Consider the following 16,837-nt stretch of genomic DNA (forward strand, 5'->3'; position numbering starts at 1 on the left):
TTTTTTCTCTCCTTTTGTCTATTCTTTTACTGATCCAAGAGTCATCCCTTGAATAAAGTACTTTTGTAAAAATGGATAGATCACGACGACAGGAACCGTCGTTACCACCATGGTTGCTAATTGCAATGACTGAGAAGTCGTATTTCTGACCACATTGGTGCCTGTTGCTACTGCAGGCGATAGATTTTCCGAAACGATCCGAAATAGTAGCATTTGTAAAGGATATAAACTACGATCATCAACATAGATATTGGCGGTCATGTAGTCGTTCCACTGAAAGACGCCGTGGAATAATGCGATGGTTGCCAAAACTGGAAGGGACAATGGCAAAATGATTTTTACGAAAATAATAAAAGGATTGGCGCCATCCATCATGGCAGATTCTTCCAGCGAAAATGGAATGCTCCGGAAAAAATTCATCAAAATCACCATGTCGTAAAAAGAAAATAAAACAGGTATGATGTAAACCCAAAAATTATTTAACAAGCCGAGTTCTTTAAATAAGAGAAAGGTAGGAATCATCCCTCCAGAAACGAACATCGTTAAAATCCCCATGTTCATATAGATTTTCCGCCCCATTAAGTTTCTACGACTCATCCCGTAAGCAACCATCGCCGTCAATGCCGTATGCAAAACAACACCAATCACTGTTTTTGCAACTGAGATGACAAAGGCTTTATAGATCGCAGAATCTTCAAAAACGGTGTAGTAACTTTCTAGTGAAAATTCCCGTGGCCAGAAATAGATCCCCCCTCTTGCGGCATCGGTTGCATCATTGAAAGACAAGGCGACGATATTCCATAGTGGCAACGCAATGATGGCTAAGAAGAACACCATGAAAATCACATTGGCAGTATTGAAGATCTTCTCATCTTTTGAAAATGTTTGTTTCATACTTTCCCTCCTCTAAAAGACTGATTCATCACTGATTTTTTTTGTCAAAAGATGACTACCGACCACAAGGATCAATGAAACAACCGACACAAATAGACCAACGGCGGTCGCATAGGAGAAGTCTCCTTGTTGAATCCCCATTTTATAGACGAATGAATTAATGACTTCACTGGACTGATAATTGACAGGGTTTTGTAAGACGAGTGTTTGATCGAGGTTTGAACCCAATAACCCACCGACTGACAAAACAAATGTCAAGGCGATAATATGACGGATCGAAGGGATCGTGATCCGAGTGATCTGCTGAAACTTCGTGGCGCCATCCATTCTCGCTGCTTCATAAAGAGCTGGATTGATCCCTGTCATAGCAGCAATGTATAAAATCGTATTCCATCCAACTTCTTTCCAAATATCGGAAATGACTGCAATCGCCCAATATTTTTCGGGATCAGTCAAGAAGCGAATCGGTTCATCGATCAACCCAACACCTAACAGTAAATTATTGACCAAACCGGTATCAGACAACCACGTAATAAACATGCCTCCTAAGATGACCCAAGAAAGAAAATGTGGCAAATAAGACACCGTTTGAACAACCTTCTTCAAGCGCACATGAACGATTTCATTGATCAATACTGCTAAGCCAATCGCTGCTGGAAAACCAATCAGTAGTTTAAAAAAGCTGATGCCTAACGTATTACTCATCACCGTCCAAAACATTGAATCACTAAAAAATTCTTGGAAATATTGGGTACCGACCCACTCTGCATTCGCGATCGAATCAAGCACTGAGTAATCTTTAAATGCGATGACGATCCCGTATAGTGGGATAAAATTAAAAATAATCATCAGGATAATCCCAGGCCAAACCATTGCTTGATAAAAACTTTGGCCTTTTAGTTTCTGCAAAAAGGTTCTTTTCTTTGGGGTTGCTTTAAGTACGACTCCTTTAGATTCCATTGTTCCACCCTTTCTAAAACGCTTACTTTTTCATCTGAAGGAAATGAGTTACTTCCTTCGTTGGTTCATCAACTGATAGACCGCACCAATCATACCTGCATCATTTTTTAATTTTGCACGTCGAATCGGTGCAATCGTGCGTCCTTCTAAGTAACCAATACTTTCATGGCGAGCTTTTAGCTGACAGAGGTTCTCTTCAAGCCTTGCCATAAACCCATCATTTTCACTGATCCCACCACCAATCAAAATCAGCTCGGGATCAAATGTACTGATCAAATTGAGCAAGCTCACCGATAAATCTTGAAAAAACTGTGCAAGCACTTGGTTCGCTACCACTTCTCCTTGCGCTCCTCGCTGAAAGATCTCCACCGCATCTTGAGGGAAATCACTCCGACCAAGCTGTTGAAGTGCCAACTGGTACTGGTGGCAAAGCCCCCCCACGACAGCAGCTCTTTGGTTCAAGGAAACAGTTTCTAAATTTCCTTGGTCAGGTAAGCTATCGATCAGCATCCATCCGAATTCACCTGCCATGCCATGGCTGCCGCGATAGAGCTGATCATTAACAATGATCCCACCGCCAATGCCTGTACCGACGACAAGGCATAGATAGTTCTCACAGTTCTGTGCGTGCCCAAGCCATTTTTCAGCGATCGCCGCTGCATTGGCATCATTTTCAACCATGACCGGTAGCTTGACACGTTCTTCTATTTCTTGCTTTAAATTGATTCCATAAAGGGATTTGATTGATCCTGCTGTAATCATCGTGCCATCTTTTTGGATGATGCCCGGTGCGCTAATCCCGACACCATCGACTATTGCTTCTTGCTGCAATGATTTGATCAATGCTGTGATGGATTGCAAAAATCCCTCCTTTTCATGGATCGTCGGCATCTGTCCTTTTTTGACAATTTCACCGTTTTTCAAGATCACACCATATTTGATGGTGGTTCCTCCAACATCGATTCCAATAAACATTGCTTCACCCTCATTATTCATTTACTTGTTTTGTCGATTGATTGATACACAATTCCCCTGGTAAAACGTAGGAGATCCCAATGGCATTTTCCTCAATCATTTCGATCAAGTGTTTGACTGCCGTGACCCCTTGCAATTGGATTGGATTTTTCACAGTCGTCAACCGAGGCATGAAATAGTCCAAAAGATCGATGCCATCAAAACCAATTACGCTGAAATCATCTGGCACCCGCCACTTGGTCTCATGGATCGCCTTGACCGTTCCGATCGCACTAAGATCATTTCCCGCCAGAAACGCTGTGGGTAAATCTTTCTGCTCTAACAAAAACTGTTGCACACGGACTCTCGTTCGTTCTTCTTCAAAGAACCCCTGTAATTGATAGTCCGACCTTTTAGAAACCCCTGCCTCGTTTAATGCTTCTAAATACCCTCTTAAGCGCTCATCACTATCATAAACACCAGTGATACCACTGATAAAGGCAATTTTTTTGTGGCCAAGAGACAAAAGATACTCGGTGGCTGCTTTTCCTTTTTCGAAAGAATCAAAGACTACACTGCCGAAGTTCTTCTCTTGAATGTTTCGATCGATAAAGACGGCTTTGATTTGTTCTCGTTCCATCGCAGCCAAATCCTGCTTTGTTAAAAAATCTTCAAAGCCAATAATGCCATCAACAACACCGCCTAATATACTATTGAGAACCACTCGTTTATCCGTGGATAAGAAGACATTGACCGCATAACCATGTTTTTCTGCCTCTCTGGCAATCGCTTCAACTAATACGCTAAAGTAAGGCCCTTTCATGCTGGTAGTGTAGAAACCGAGCATTTTCGTTTTCGTGTTTTTCAATTGTTTGCCCATTAAATTGGGAACATAATGCAAACGTTGTGCTGCCGCCACCACACGTTCTTTCGTAGCTGGGCGAACAACATCGACACCGTTGAGTGCTTTGGAAACCGTCGCAATCGACACATTTGCTTCTTTCGCTACTTCTCGGATCGTGATTCGATTTGCCAAATGCCCCTCACCTCCTAAACTGATCCCGCAAAAATAAAAACGTTTTTATTTTATCGGAAAAATGAACGACCGTTACCTCACTGGTCATCTGATAATCCAACTATATATAAAAACGTTTTCATCCACAATGATTCTAGGGCTGATTGGCGTTTGTACCAGCAACTTGAAACCTGTGCCATCATGGTACAAGTTGTACCTACAAAAAAAAGCCTCGAAAGGCTTTTAAATCGTGAGCGTACCAATCAACTTCGCTGAGGCAGCAGCAAAGCCAAGATATAAAGAAATCGTACCAGGATCACTTTTTGTCGAGAAATCGGAATGAACATAAGCAAAATCCTCTGGTGTAACATAGAATGAATGCTGCCTTTCTTCGCCTGCAGCAAGATGGATTTTTTGCCATTGTTTTAATTCCCGCATCGGTCGCGCTACTTCTGTAACATCGTCTCTGCTATAGAGTTGCAGTGTCGTCGTATGCGGCACATCTCCCTCATTTTTCAGCGTGCAGCTGATCTCAAATGGTGCATCCTTTTCCTGAGGATTAATGATTTGGGTGTGGGTGATCGTGCATCGACCATAGCCCATCCCCGAGCCAAAAGAAAACAATGGCTCATTTTTTTCATCCATATAACGCGAAATATATTTTTGATCACTATTCTCTTCAGTCAGTGGACGCCCTGTAGAGAGTTGAGCATAGGTCATCGGTAATTGGCCTTCTGCTCGAGGAAAACTCATAGCTAAACGTCCTTGCGGTTCAGACTCGCCCATCAACAAATCTGCCAACGCATTGCCTCCTTCTGATCCAGGGAACCAAGCAATCATGATGGCTTGGCAAAGAGGCTCGATGGCGGTCAAAACCAGTGGTCTGCCACAGAAAAGAATCGTTGCGATCCTAGGATTGACCTGACTTACTGCTTCAATCAATGCTTCTTGCTTTCTTGATAAAGAAAGTTTGGTCAGACTTGCCGCTTCTCCCGCTTCCTCGCTAGTTTCCCCCAGAGCCAATAAAACAACCTCAGCTTCTTTAGCAACTTTACACGCCTCATCAATAAAGGTACTCATCAGCATTTCCCCATCAGGATACGATAAGACAGTTAAGTCAATTTCTTTTTGAGAAAGACCCTCCGCTAAGGAGACCGCAGCCTCCGGTTTGCCGATCCACGACCAAGCCCCCAAAAGATCCTTCGAAGCTGCTTTGGGGCCGATCAATGCGACCTTTTGTTTTTTCTGTAACGGCAACAGTGCTTGGTTTTTCAGAAGAACCGTTGTTTTCTTTGCTGCTTCTCGTGAAAGGTGGCGTGTTTCCTGCACTAATTTTGGTGCTAAGTTGCCCTGCACTAATCCTCTAAAAGGGTCTTCAAAAAGACCCAACTTATTTTTTAAGCTTAACACATGAAAGACAGCCTTATTTAGCTGCTCGTTCATTTCAGGTTCTGCATGAATGATTTGTTCCAATGCATTCAGATAGCAATCGCTCATCATATCCATTTCCACGCCAGCAGTAAAAGCTTTCTTTGCGGCTTCCTTTCGATCAGCAGCTACACGATGCGCCATCAATTCCGCTACCGCTGCCCAATCTGAGATGATCAAGCCGTCGAATCCCAGCTTTTGTCGTAATACTTCCTGCAATAAGGGTTGATTTGCGGTGGCAGGAACACCGTGGATCGTATTAAAGGAGGTCATTACTAATTGCGCCCCTGCTTCAATCGCAGCCTGAAACGCGGGCAAATAATTCTGATAGAGCTCCAGATCGGACAAATCAACGGTATGGTAGTCCCGTCCACCTTCTGCAGCGCCATAGCCGATAAAGTGTTTGACACAAGCGGCAATTCGCTGTTTATTTTCTGCAAGGGAAGCAGTTCATTGATACCCTCGTACATAAGCAGCCGTCAATACAGAAGATAAGGTGGGATCTTCCCCATTACTTTCCAAGACCCTTCCCCAGCGCGCGTCTTTGACATGATCCGCCATCGGTGAAAACGTGACATGGACACCAGCTTCTGCCGCTTCTTTCGCTGAAGCTTTAGCAACCTCTTCCACTAACTGCGCATCAAAGGAAGAGGCTAAGGCAAGCGGAATTGGGAAAATCGTTTCATACCCATGGATAACATCTGCCATAAAAACAAGGGGAATCTTTAAACGACTTTTCTCAAGATAAGACGTTTGGATGGCATATACTTGTTCAGCAGTATGAGTGCCCAACACAGAACCAATCGTAAATAATTGGTCTTCACTCATTTGCCATTGCTGCATCGGACCCGTGATTTCTCCTCCTTGTGCAAAAAAATCTGGCGTCAGTTGGACTAACTGGCCCACTTTTTCAGCTACGGTCATTTGGTCAATCAGTTCTTTTAGTTTTACGGTCTCCACTATTATTCTCTCCAATCATTCAGTTCTCTTCTTTTGCTTAAAAAAAGCCCTATTTGCGCCTTCTTAGCAGAAGCAAAAAAGTATCTATTCCTTTCATCCAGTATAATTAAAAACGTTTTCAAAAAAAGATAGTGTTCCTACTTTGGTGCAACTCATGGGAAAAAGGAAAAATCTTCATCATGGTACAAGGTGTACCACAAAAAATGGATCGCACCGAATCCCCTGATACATCCGACATTGTCTCTTCCATGATTCTAATAAAAAGAAGCTGCAACTAGCTACAGCTTCTTTTTACTTTATTCTTAAGGAACAAAGGAAAGTTCCCAGAGGATCGTTGCTGTATATCGCGTGGCTTGAGGTGCTGCACTCACTGGCACCTCAAGTTTCACACTTTGATCCATTGTTTCTCGATCGCCAAAGCGCTGGACCCAAGTGCCTCTACCTTCGTTGGCATTTGCTTGCGCAATCACTTCAGCCTGTCCAACAGTCAGGGTTGCTTGCGGTTTAAACGTAGGGGGATCAGACACATTCTCTCGAGTCGTTGCTACATCGATATTGTTTAACAAAATTCTAGCACCATTCAGTTGATGCCCTTCATCACTTTCAAAAGGGGTTCGTAAGGTTGCACGGAGGGTCCAACCAGAATTTTCCCGCCTCCGATCCGAAACTTGCACATAATTAGGGCGTAGATTATCATTTGGATCAGCCGGATGAAGCAGTTTTTGCGGTAAGGCATCATAGGTCGTCGTTTCTGACCGAATGCCCACTGTCCCAAACTGGAATTGGGAAACAAAATCCAAGCTGACAAACCCTTGTTCTTCATCAATCTCAGGCGGATTCTCAGGGTTTACTTGCGTATCCGGGTCAAGAGGATCTACTGGTTGCGGAGTACTTTCCAAACCATAAACCAGCCAGTATTCTTGTTCATCTCGGGTGACTCTTGTTTCCAGCGGCTGACCGTCCCGCTCGTAAAGATATTGATAATAAGGAATCTCCACAGGCAGGATATCGACCGATTCATTTACGAATTCTCCTTGATAGGTTGGTTCCCTCAGTGTTACCCCTTCTTCATCTATGTGATTGATCTTGATGTTCGATGGCACGCGATCAAATAAAAAAGTCACCTCCTGATGGAACGGCTGCGGCATAATGTCAAATGTATCTGGGTCAAAGTGTTCTGCTTCATACTCAACACCATAATAGTCATACCCTAACTGATAGGGTTCATCGCTCTCTCGGTTCTTGGGGTCCAGTGTATGAAGAAAACGTAACGGCAGATCCAGTGTATCAGCAGGAAGAATAGGCTCTCCTGTCTCTCGATCCAGATAGTTTACATGGACGGTTCCGGTACCAATGTAATAATTCATCTCTTCAAAATAAAAGGTATGGCGATCACTTCTCGATCCCGTACTGCCGACTATAATAAATGCCATTGCAGAAACATCAGCGGACTGCCAATCACTGATATCACGTCGCCAAGTCCGACCTCTATACGTAACTTGAAACCAGCGGCCTTCATTATTTGGCTGATATTCAATCAAGATCGGATCATCCGCACCATTTCTAGCTCCCGTTGTAACTGCTGGAGCATCATTTCCCATATATGTCTCCAGCAATACTGGTGTCCTATGATAGATAAAACCAGCAAAGGGCGCTCCACCGACTGCTATAGGATCCCTTTCAACGATAAACCTTCCTTCGTCAAAAAGATCTCGATTATTATTATAGTTATTGTCTAGTTTAAAAGCGAAAGCATCCCTTAAACCTCCGATTCCAAAGGCATTGCCCTCATGACCTCTTATGTGAGTCTCAGAATTATGAAAGCCAAATGCCATCCCATCAGCACCAAGTGGTTTAGACCCTATATTGGCTCTACCTTTAAGCGTAAATGGCCGATCCAGACTAATTCTATCTTTCAAGGTAACATAACCGACTGACCTAATTACATCTTCTGTCAAGACCAAGAGCCCAGTTTCTTCATTGTAAGTAGCAGTGCCTTGGACATCAAAGTGTTCTCTAAAATTGTTTTTGTCAATCGTCACTTCGACCATCTGCTCACTTCTATCATCCACTTCCGCCTCTTTCGCTGCCGCATCCGAAGCCTCGTCTCCTTCTTCCTCTTGTGCAGCTTCCGTAGAATCATTTTCATCTTCGTCTTGATCAGTATCTTCGATCACCGTGTTTTCCACTATCAGAAGCCGTTGTGACGCAGACTCGGCAACGATGAGCTCATATTCTCCGATCGTATCCACAATAATCGGTAAGACAAAGGTGGTTTGTGGGACCTCGCTGATCAGCTGCCACACCCCTTCGTTTTCTGTTTTTACAGCAGTTAGCCCCTCCATCAATGCTTCCTGATCGATGATTACTTGTTCAGGCAAAGCGAGGTCCACCGTTTCAAGGGCATCTTCTGAGTAAAAGATAAAATCTAGTACATAATCGACTTCTCCTTGGATCAATTCTTCTGGAAAGAAGATTTCTCCGATTACTTCTTCAGCTGATTTCTCCTCTTGCTCATTCTCTGGGGTCCACGAATAAATCGTCTCGGCATTCATGATCGTGAACGTCATAATCAGAGGGAGTAAGATAAGCAAAACCAGTAATTCTTTATTTTTTTTACGAAAAAATGAGTTCATCCCATTCACTCCTAAATGTCATTCTCTTGTTTGTTAAATGGACGCTATTCCCACTTTGGGGAAGTAGCTTTTCCTTTTCGAATGATTTGTTTTAGTACATATAAGTCAAGCGCGATAATTATCAAAAGACAGCCTAGAATCACCCAATCCAATCGCTGAACGGTGTTAGTCTGAGGCAGTTCTCCCCCCGGCTTCACCGTGTCTTGCGGCGGGCGTAGGACTGGTCCTGTTGGCGGTGATGGTTCTGGAGGATCTAGCGGTTCATATACTCCTGTAAACTGCACGGTTCCATCTGTTTCGGTTGATCGCAGCTCATCGCTGAAGCTTGTTATTGGAAAACTGCAAGCGACCCATAAGGCGAGACAGCCTTTTAGAAGTTTTGCTAAAAAACGCGCACCTTTGATGTTCATTCTCCCTCCTCCTTTTATAGAATTCACTTCAAAAACCATCGTTTTTGAGATTATAAAAGGATTTGCAAGAAATGTGGAAGAAAACCATTTTAAAGCATGGTTTATCAGCCTTATTAAAAATATCACTCAAAATAAAATAACATATCTCAAAAACGATGGTTTTCAAACATGTTCTATTTATTATATCGTTTATTGACTTTTGATAAAATTCACATTCTTCATCAAATGGTGAATATTGTGAATCTCCGTTATCTTTCATGGCTCATTTCTTCCAAAATACGCGTCATTCTATAAAAATCTATTGAAAACGACACGAATTCAGGTCATTCTTGCTGCACACATTGTCTCGCCCCTCAGTTCCTCTTGCTAGTCGCTTTACTTTTTTTAAAAACAGCAAACTTTTCAAGTCGATTCCCATCGATACCTACACCTATTTTTTTCACAATAAAAAAACAAACAGCCAAATCATTCCATCAAAGGAATCCCTTTTGATGGAATGAAGCTGTTTGTTGATTTACGTGTGAATAAAGAGAAAAATCCGTTTACAATTCTTCTGCTGTTAACGAAAACTGACGAACCGTCTCTGATAAAGCTTCCACTAAGAAAAGACAAGGAATTTGCGTCGTCAAATCTTCATACTTGTTGATGCGTTTTACATCAACTGAATAGTCCAAGACATAATCGGACATTCGTCCCAGAGTGCTATTGGCGTCACTGGTGATCGCTACCGTAGTGAAGTCTGGATTGTTACGAAACCCATTGACGACTTCAATAATCTCGGTAGTCGTTCCCGTGATGGACAAGACGACGATCATATTATCCGAAGTATGCTTCAACTTAGCAAAAATGGGGTACGTATTATCCACTAATGCATAGCTATTAAACCCAATCGTAGCAAAACGGCGGGCAGCGTATTCACACATGGAACCAGAGGCACCGATGCCATAAAAAATGATGTTGTCGCATTCCAACATTCTTTCTGCGATCCGACGAATCTTTCCTTCAATATCTCGCGGAAAATGTTCAGCATTCAGGACATTCATGCTGCTATAAAAACTAACGGCATCTAATTCAGGGACTTTAAATTGGGTGCGGAACTCCGTAAAGCTTTCGTACCCTAATTTACGGATAAAGCGCATGACCGAAGAAGCTGAAGTGTGGGATTCAAGCGCGATCTCACGGACACGCATGTAAGGAATTTTATCACTTTGGCTGGACATGTAATGATAGATTGCACGATCGGTCTCTGATAACTCATTGAAATCGATTTTTCCAAAAAAAGACATCTTAAACGCTCCTATTTTTTTGTTCTCCTATCAATGTACCATAAGCTGGCAGAAACATCACAACTGTTTGACAAGAAACAATTCCATCGGCTGTTCAAATCCAGGACTTGTCAAAAGTAACCCACCGGCATCTTGGTAACCGAGTTTACGATAGAAATGCTGTGCCTGCTCGTCGACTTGTGTGGAAGTCAAGCAAAGCGCATGGCCAGCTGCTTTTTGCTGTTGTTCCCAATAAGTAACCAACCGTTTCCCGATTCCCTTGCCTTGATGCGCTTTTGCGATCACTAACATGGTACAAAAAGGAATCGTGTCCCAGAAAAAATTGTAGCGCAGCAACCCTACTGGCTGGTCGTCTGCAACTACAACATAAGCAGTTTTTTCCATTATCTTTTTGGCGAAGACTTCCGTTGGTAAGTGAGTATCCAAAGAAAACCAAAATGCTTGATCTGCAGCTACTGCCGGTCGAATCGTAATCATTGATGTTTCGTCCCTTCCTGCTGTCTTTTTTGTCTTATCTTAGAAAAATGTCTATTTTAGTCACTTTCCGTCTTTTCGTATTCAGAAAGCAATGCTAAAAAGGCGTCACCATACTTATCCAACTTGTTTTGGCCAACTCCTTTGATCTGTAAAAACTCGATCGGCGTTTTTGGCTGAACTTCCGCCAATTCTCGTAGTGTTTTATCAGAAAAAACCACATATGGCGGCAAATTTTGTTCTTGTGCGAGATTCAATCGTAAGGTGCGCAGTTGATCGAATAGCTCGTCATCCACCACTAACTGTTTGACTTTGGTTTGTTTTCGATAAACTTTTGCTTTTCCAAGCAACACATCAATCCCCGCATTGGTCACACTTAACAACGGGTATTGCCCTTCAGACGGCAAAAGATACCCTGATGCTGTTAAATAATCGATCAGCTGATTGACTTCCTTTTGGGACCAATCTTTCATTAATCCATAAGTCGGTAATTTTTCAAAGCCCCACTGTTTGACTTTTTGATCGCCTGAGCCAGTTAGCACTTTCCCCACCAGGGCTTTCCCAAAGCGTTCGCCCATTCGTTTCACACATGACAACACTTTTTGTGTATCCACTGTGATATCCACTTGTTCTCTTTCATCAAGACAATTGCTGCAACGACCGCAATCGGGACCATCTTCTCCGAAATAACGCAAAATATAGCGCTGCAAACACAATTGGGTATGTCCGTATTGGCTCATCTCCCGCAACTTCAAGTATTCGTTTTGGCGATAAAGAATGTCTGATTCGGATTGATCGATAAAGAATTGCTGGATCTGCATGTCTTGCGGCGCATAAAGCAAGATCGCATCACTGGGTTCCCCATCTCGTCCAGCACGCCCTGCTTCTTGATAATAAGACTCCAAATTACCTGGTATCTGGGCATGGATCACGAAGCGGACGTTGCTTTTGTTGATTCCCATTCCGAATGCATTGGTGGCTACCATCACTTGTAGGCGGTCATAGAGAAATTCTTCTTGGAAAAAGGAGCGCTCTTCTTCTGAAAGCCCGCCATGGTAATACCCGACTGACACGTGTTCATGCTTCAACAGGTGATAGATTCGTTCCACTTCTTTGCGGGTGCTGGCGTAAATAATACCTGATTGTCCTTGGTTCATTTTCAAATACGTCGTTATGTAGGTATCTTTTTGATCCTTGACGACTTGAAAAGCCAAATTTTCCCGCGCAAAGCCGGTCTTGACTTGATTTTCAGCTGGAATCGAAAGTAAGTTTTCGATATCTTCGGCAACTTTGGGCGTAGCTGTTGCGGTAAGGGCTATGATCGTGGGCTTTTGTTCCCAATTGTCGATCGTTTCGGCGAGCCGCAGATAGCTCGGGCGAAAATCGTGGCCCCATTGGGAAATACAGTGGGCCTCATCAACGGCTAACAAAGCGATCGGCATCTGCCGCAGCGAATAGCGAAAAGCTTCTGAGTCCAGACGTTCTGGAGAAACGTACAGCAGCTTGATTCGTCCTTGGCGAGCTTCTTGCAAGCGTTGATTGATCTGTGCTCCTGTCAAGGAAGAATTGATGTAAGCAGCGGGGATCCCCATATCAACGAGGCTGTCTACTTGATCTTTCATTAAAGAAATCAAAGGGGAAATGACCAAGGTGACCCCATCCAGCAAGAGCGCTGGCAACTGATAACAAATCGATTTCCCGCCACCAGTAGGCATGATTCCTAAAACATTTTGTTGTGTTAAAATAGATTGAATAATCGTCTCTTGACCTTCACGAAACTGTGAATAGCCAAAATGTTCTTTTAAGACTGTTTGAATAGTTTGCATAATACCCTCTTTTCCATTTCCTTATTATACGCAATTAAGTACGCAAAGAAAACGGCATTAAGAGAACTTTCGCTTTTTATTCGCTTTTCATTGAAATCAACCAAAGGAGTCTTCTACTATGAAAAAAGTTGTGATTATCGGCGGTGGGATCATTGGATTGACCCTCGCCAATTATCTTGATAAAACCAAATTTGACGTGACTGTCGTTGATTCCCTTATCGGGCAAGCAACATCTGCTAGTGCAGGCATCATCTCCCCTTGGCTCTCCAAACGCCGCAATAAAAAATGGTACCAGCTTGCACAAGACGGTGCCGCGTTTTTCCCACAATTGGTGCGGGATTTTGCTTTAGATGAATCCATCTATGCCCCCTGTGGCACGTTGGTGGTGCGTCCCGAAAACGCGCTTCAGGAGCTAGCAGATCTGGCTGTGAGTCGCCGCAAAGAAGCCCCAGAAATCGGCGAGATCGATTTGCTGACAGGACCACAAACCAAAGAGGCACTGCCATTATTGAAGGAAATGCCCTCATTACGGATCTCAGGGGGTGGTCGTTTAGATGGTCGTGCTTATCTTGCGCACGTAAAAGGAGTTGCCTTACAGCAGCAAGTCACTTTTATCGAAGAAAAAGCCGAGATTTTAAGAAAGGACAGCCATTGGCAAATCAAAGCAAAGGATCAACTCCTTGAGGCAGAGGTTCTTTGTCTGACAGCTGGACCTGGATTGTTAGACTTGTTATCACCTTTGGGGTATCACGTTGATATTCGTCCGCAAAAAGGCCAATTGCTTTCCTTTGCTGCCAACTTGCCGACAGATAATTGGCCAGTCGCCATGCTAGAGGGTGAAGGCGACTTAATCCCCTTCTCAAATGGTCAAATTTTATTAGGCGCTACGCATGAAAATGATGCTGGTTGGGATCTGACGCCTACGGAAGCTGCCAAGCAGCAATTGATGACAGGAATCGGTGCTTTTCTTGAAGATCCCGAAGCACTCTTTGCCACGCCTGTGACCATGCGCGTTGGCACACGTGCCTATACTTCTGATTTTGCGCCGTTCTTTGGGGAAGTACCTGATGAAACGAATTTGTTCGCCGCCAGTGGACTTGGTTCTTCTGGGTTAACGACCGGGCCTTATATCGGTTATCTCCTAGCCAATCGGATCAATGATGGTCGATCTCAACCAAAAAATTTCTTGAGCTACACAAAACCGATGACAGAATATATCAAGAAGCGTCTTTGACAGAAGACTAAAAAACCACCAGAACCGCTAGGGTCTGGTGGTTGTCATTGATAGTCTTGCAAAATTACGGTACAGTCTTCTAGCTGATCGCTAAACATATTCTCCTGTTTCCCAATAATCGAGTAACATTTCATTGATGATCTCGCGATCCAGTGGTTCTCGGAAATCGTCATCAAAGGCATCTTCAATTGGAACATCGCCAACAGCTTTGATACAAACTGGAACGACGGGATCTGGGTGATCTTCTGTGGTCAACACTTTTTCAATTTTGATCTTATGTGTCCAATCTGCCCCCATATCATAAATGTAGGTCATGGACTTGCAATACTGAAAATCTTGGTCAATACCGGAAGCATCCGTTGGTACGGAATTGCCTAAGCCGATCGATTTCGAACCGGCAATAAACAAGTACAAATGTTGATTCATCCACTCAAAGGCAATCTGGATCAACATATGCAGCTGCTCATAAGTCAGCCCTGCAGGAATGATCAAACGACGCCAAATTGGCGGACGGTATCCTTCTAAATCAATACGGATCTGATAGGCGACTGGTCTATTCGCCGCTTCATCAAAGGCCGTATGTTTCGTTGGAAATGGGACGATTTTTGGCGAGATTGCAGCAATACGCGGGTCATCAACGGGCAATAGTTCATGTTCTTCAGGATCGGTGTCTTGAATCATCGCTAACATCGCTTCTTTCTTTTCAGCTGACCAAAACTGGGGTTTGGACATCCGTGCGAAAAAGATAGGTTGTTTTTCAGCCAATACAAAGGCGATTTCTTGGTATTGTGATTTGGTGATATGCTTTTCTTTATACATGCAGTAATAAAAGTCTTCAATGGCTGTTTTGGCAAACGGAAGAAAATTTAAACTGTACGGTACTTCTTGAGGCAGCATTTCGGTGTACACCGATTCGACAAAGACTTTGTCTTTTAATTTAGTCATGCCACCCTCTGTTTCCGCGCAAAAGATCAAGTAAAAAACAGGATCTAAGTAGTGTTCAAGATCGTCGTCACTAACCACACTTGGTCCGCCATACAAATCAACGTGATCCATCATACGGTCAATCACTTTCGCTAATTTCTTCAATGTTTTTTCCAAAAAAATTCTCGCTCCTTCCTATCAAGTTTACTTTGACGAAAAGAGCGAGGATTGTCAATCTTTTTTTTAATGGGAAAGCATTTCCTGTGCAATTTCTAATCCGCTCATCCCAGTTGGGTAATAGGTTGGCCAATGATCCATTTCTTCTAATAAAGCTTCATGACTATCATTGCCGAAGTAGATATGGAAATGATGGGACGCACTTGGTGCGATCATATGGTCGCTGAATTGGATGTATTTGAATGCCGCATCTTCGTCAGTGCTTTCAAACAAGAAACGTACGCCACGATTACCAGCGGAATAGTTCAAAATCTCTTTGCCAGTATACACATAATTTGCTTCTTTCTTCGTACCATCATCGAAGATAAACGTCATTGTATTGTCTGTGATCTTGATCTGAGCAACATCTGTTTGATAACCGGTCGTATAATACTCTTTGTATTCGTCAGCCGTCATTTTCTTGTCCATTTTTGCTTTATAATCAAACACTTGGTCTAATGTTCCGTCTTGTAAAAATGGATACACGGATTGCCATTCTCCTGCCCAATCAGATAAGGGACGATCTTGAACATCTGCATCCTCGAAATAGCCGTTATAAACCGTTTTTTCTTTTTCGGCTTCTGCTATTTCTTTGTCATTTGCTACATCGGTCGTTTTTCTCAAGGCATCACGGTTTTGTTCCATGATCGAAATATAGTCTTCCCCGTTATCCATTTGTTCTTGGGTCAATCCTTCTAATGGATTCAAGACAGCCAGTTCAACACCTGCTTCTGAAGCTAACGTTCGTGCAATGCTGTCTTTGGCATTTTCTTCAAAGTAAATCGTTTGGATACCTGTTTCTTGAACGAACTCTTTTAGTTCTGCGATTCGTGAAGCGGAAGGTTCCTCGCTTGGAGAAAGACCAGAGATTGGTACTTGGGTCAACCCGTATTCCAATGCCAAATAACCAAAAGCTGCGTGCTGGGTCACGAAGTGATTTTGCGCTGGATTGCTAAACGCTTCTTCATAAGACGCATGAAGCTCTTGTAACTTCGCTAAATAATTCGCAGCATTTTCAGCAAAGGCTGTCGCTTTCGCTGGATAAGCCTCACTTAGTTGGTCACGGATCGCCTCTACTTGTTTCATGGCTAAGCTTGGTGCTAACCAAACATGGGGATCCAATTCATGGGAATGACCATCATCGCCATGATCGTGGTCATGATCATGATCCTCGTCTCCTGGAAGTAAGACCATTCCTTCTGTGGCTTTGACCACTGTCACATCGCCATCATTTAACGTAGCTTCAATCGAAGGAACCCACATTTCCATGTTTTCATTGTTGTAGACAAAGACATCCGCATCTTGGATCTTTGCCATGTCCTTTGCAGAAGGTTCGTAGTCGTGGGAATCAGTGCCTGCGGGCATCAATAATTCGACCTGCCCTTCCTCCCCTACGACTTGGCGTGTAAAATCATACATCGGATAAAACGTGGCCATGACCTGAATTTGTTCATTCTCAGAAGAGGCGTTTCCTGACTGCTCCGTAGCGTCAGAACCACCTTGACCACAGGCAGCCAATGCGAGGGCTACTGCTGATAACATCGTTATTTTAAAAAACTTCTTCATTTTCTAACTACACTCCTTTTATTTTTCCTCTTTTTCTTTCCCTTGGTAAAATAC

At 43.2% G+C, this 16,837-nt stretch carries 12 protein-coding genes and 1 pseudogene; 1 reads left to right on the plus strand and 12 read right to left on the minus strand.

Features of this window, described 5'->3' with window-relative positions; translation table 11 throughout:
* Positions 1–18: 18 nt before the first annotated feature.
* The 10 genes and pseudogenes from IGI96_RS00430 to recQ all read right to left on the minus strand — a co-directional run bounded on the left by IGI96_RS00430 (position 19) and on the right by recQ (position 12,843).
* On the minus strand, positions 19–894 hold the full coding sequence (locus IGI96_RS00430; RefSeq protein WP_005236529.1) for a carbohydrate ABC transporter permease: 876 nt from the start codon (positions 892–894) through the stop codon (positions 19–21).
* 12 nt (positions 895–906) lie between these two features.
* Positions 907–1,854 carry an ABC transporter permease gene (locus IGI96_RS00435; RefSeq protein ID WP_016610970.1) on the minus strand — a complete coding sequence of 316 codons (948 nt, stop codon included), beginning with the start codon at positions 1,852–1,854 and terminating at the stop codon, positions 907–909.
* 48 nt (positions 1,855–1,902) lie between these two features.
* Positions 1,903–2,829 (minus strand): ROK family protein, encoded by a 927-nt coding sequence (locus IGI96_RS00440; RefSeq protein ID WP_270306503.1) that lies wholly within the window; start codon positions 2,827–2,829, stop codon positions 1,903–1,905.
* Positions 2,830–2,842: 13 nt separating this feature from the next.
* Positions 2,843–3,844 carry a LacI family DNA-binding transcriptional regulator gene (locus tag IGI96_RS00445; protein ID WP_156235860.1) on the minus strand — a complete coding sequence of 334 codons (1,002 nt, stop codon included), beginning with the start codon at positions 3,842–3,844 and terminating at the stop codon, positions 2,843–2,845.
* Between the two features lie 222 nt (positions 3,845–4,066).
* Positions 4,067–6,211: pseudogene (locus tag IGI96_RS00450) on the minus strand (glycoside hydrolase family 3 N-terminal domain-containing protein).
* A 302-nt stretch (positions 6,212–6,513) separates the two neighbouring features.
* The gene (locus IGI96_RS00455) at positions 6,514–8,847 is read right to left on the minus strand and encodes a lectin-like domain-containing protein (protein ID WP_270288065.1); all 2,334 of its coding nucleotides are present in this window, start codon (positions 8,845–8,847) and stop codon (positions 6,514–6,516) included.
* A 44-nt stretch (positions 8,848–8,891) separates the two neighbouring features.
* Positions 8,892–9,257 carry a hypothetical protein gene (locus IGI96_RS00460; RefSeq protein WP_016610961.1) on the minus strand — a complete coding sequence of 122 codons (366 nt, stop codon included), beginning with the start codon at positions 9,255–9,257 and terminating at the stop codon, positions 8,892–8,894.
* Positions 9,258–9,799: 542 nt separating this feature from the next.
* A complete protein-coding gene (locus IGI96_RS00465; protein ID WP_015509932.1) occupies positions 9,800–10,543 on the minus strand; it encodes a MurR/RpiR family transcriptional regulator in 744 nt (247 codons plus the stop codon).
* A gap of 57 nt (positions 10,544–10,600) precedes the next feature.
* The gene (locus IGI96_RS00470; protein ID WP_060793049.1) at positions 10,601–11,020 is read right to left on the minus strand and encodes a GNAT family N-acetyltransferase; all 420 of its coding nucleotides are present in this window, start codon (positions 11,018–11,020) and stop codon (positions 10,601–10,603) included.
* A gap of 56 nt (positions 11,021–11,076) precedes the next feature.
* Positions 11,077–12,843: a DNA helicase RecQ gene (recQ, locus tag IGI96_RS00475; RefSeq protein WP_123833668.1), complete on the minus strand. Its 1,767-nt coding sequence runs from the start codon at positions 12,841–12,843 to the stop codon at positions 11,077–11,079.
* A gap of 118 nt (positions 12,844–12,961) precedes the next feature.
* Between recQ and IGI96_RS00480 the strand changes: the two genes are divergently transcribed.
* Positions 12,962–14,077 (plus strand): NAD(P)/FAD-dependent oxidoreductase, encoded by a 1,116-nt coding sequence (locus IGI96_RS00480; RefSeq protein ID WP_123833667.1) that lies wholly within the window; start codon positions 12,962–12,964, stop codon positions 14,075–14,077.
* A 90-nt stretch (positions 14,078–14,167) separates the two neighbouring features.
* Here the strand turns inward: IGI96_RS00480 and IGI96_RS00485 are convergent, their stop codons facing one another.
* Positions 14,168–15,178, minus strand: coding sequence for a plasmid pRiA4b ORF-3 family protein (locus IGI96_RS00485; RefSeq protein ID WP_270288066.1), 1,011 nt, complete (start codon positions 15,176–15,178; stop codon positions 14,168–14,170).
* A 66-nt stretch (positions 15,179–15,244) separates the two neighbouring features.
* Positions 15,245–16,783: a zinc ABC transporter substrate-binding protein AdcA gene (locus IGI96_RS00490; RefSeq protein WP_015509936.1), complete on the minus strand. Its 1,539-nt coding sequence runs from the start codon at positions 16,781–16,783 to the stop codon at positions 15,245–15,247.
* Positions 16,784–16,837 lie beyond the last annotated feature (54 nt).

It is taken from the genome of Enterococcus sp. DIV0421 (assembly GCF_051713745.1).
GTDB classification, from domain to species: Bacteria; Bacillota; Bacilli; order Lactobacillales; family Enterococcaceae; genus Enterococcus_D; species Enterococcus_D casseliflavus.

Excerpts from the sequence above, each read along its gene's own strand:
- IGI96_RS00460 (WP_016610961.1), bottom strand. The coding sequence starts at position 9,257 with ATGAACATCAAAGGTGCGCGTTTTTTAGCAAAACTTCTAAAAGGCTGT.
- IGI96_RS00480 (WP_123833667.1), top strand. The coding sequence starts at position 12,962 with ATGAAAAAAGTTGTGATTATCGGCGGTGGGATCATTGGATTGACCCTC.
- IGI96_RS00430 (WP_005236529.1), bottom strand. The coding sequence starts at position 894 with ATGAAACAAACATTTTCAAAAGATGAGAAGATCTTCAATACTGCCAAT.
- recQ (WP_123833668.1), bottom strand. The coding sequence starts at position 12,843 with ATGCAAACTATTCAAACAGTCTTAAAAGAACATTTTGGCTATTCACAG.
- IGI96_RS00490 (WP_015509936.1), bottom strand. The coding sequence starts at position 16,783 with ATGAAGAAGTTTTTTAAAATAACGATGTTATCAGCAGTAGCCCTCGCA.
- IGI96_RS00440 (WP_270306503.1), bottom strand. The coding sequence starts at position 2,829 with ATGTTTATTGGAATCGATGTTGGAGGAACCACCATCAAATATGGTGTG.
- IGI96_RS00465 (WP_015509932.1), bottom strand. The coding sequence starts at position 10,543 with ATGTCTTTTTTTGGAAAAATCGATTTCAATGAGTTATCAGAGACCGAT.
- IGI96_RS00435 (WP_016610970.1), bottom strand. The coding sequence starts at position 1,854 with ATGGAATCTAAAGGAGTCGTACTTAAAGCAACCCCAAAGAAAAGAACC.
- IGI96_RS00455 (WP_270288065.1), bottom strand. The coding sequence starts at position 8,847 with ATGAACTCATTTTTTCGTAAAAAAAATAAAGAATTACTGGTTTTGCTT.
- IGI96_RS00470 (WP_060793049.1), bottom strand. The coding sequence starts at position 11,020 with ATGATTACGATTCGACCGGCAGTAGCTGCAGATCAAGCATTTTGGTTT.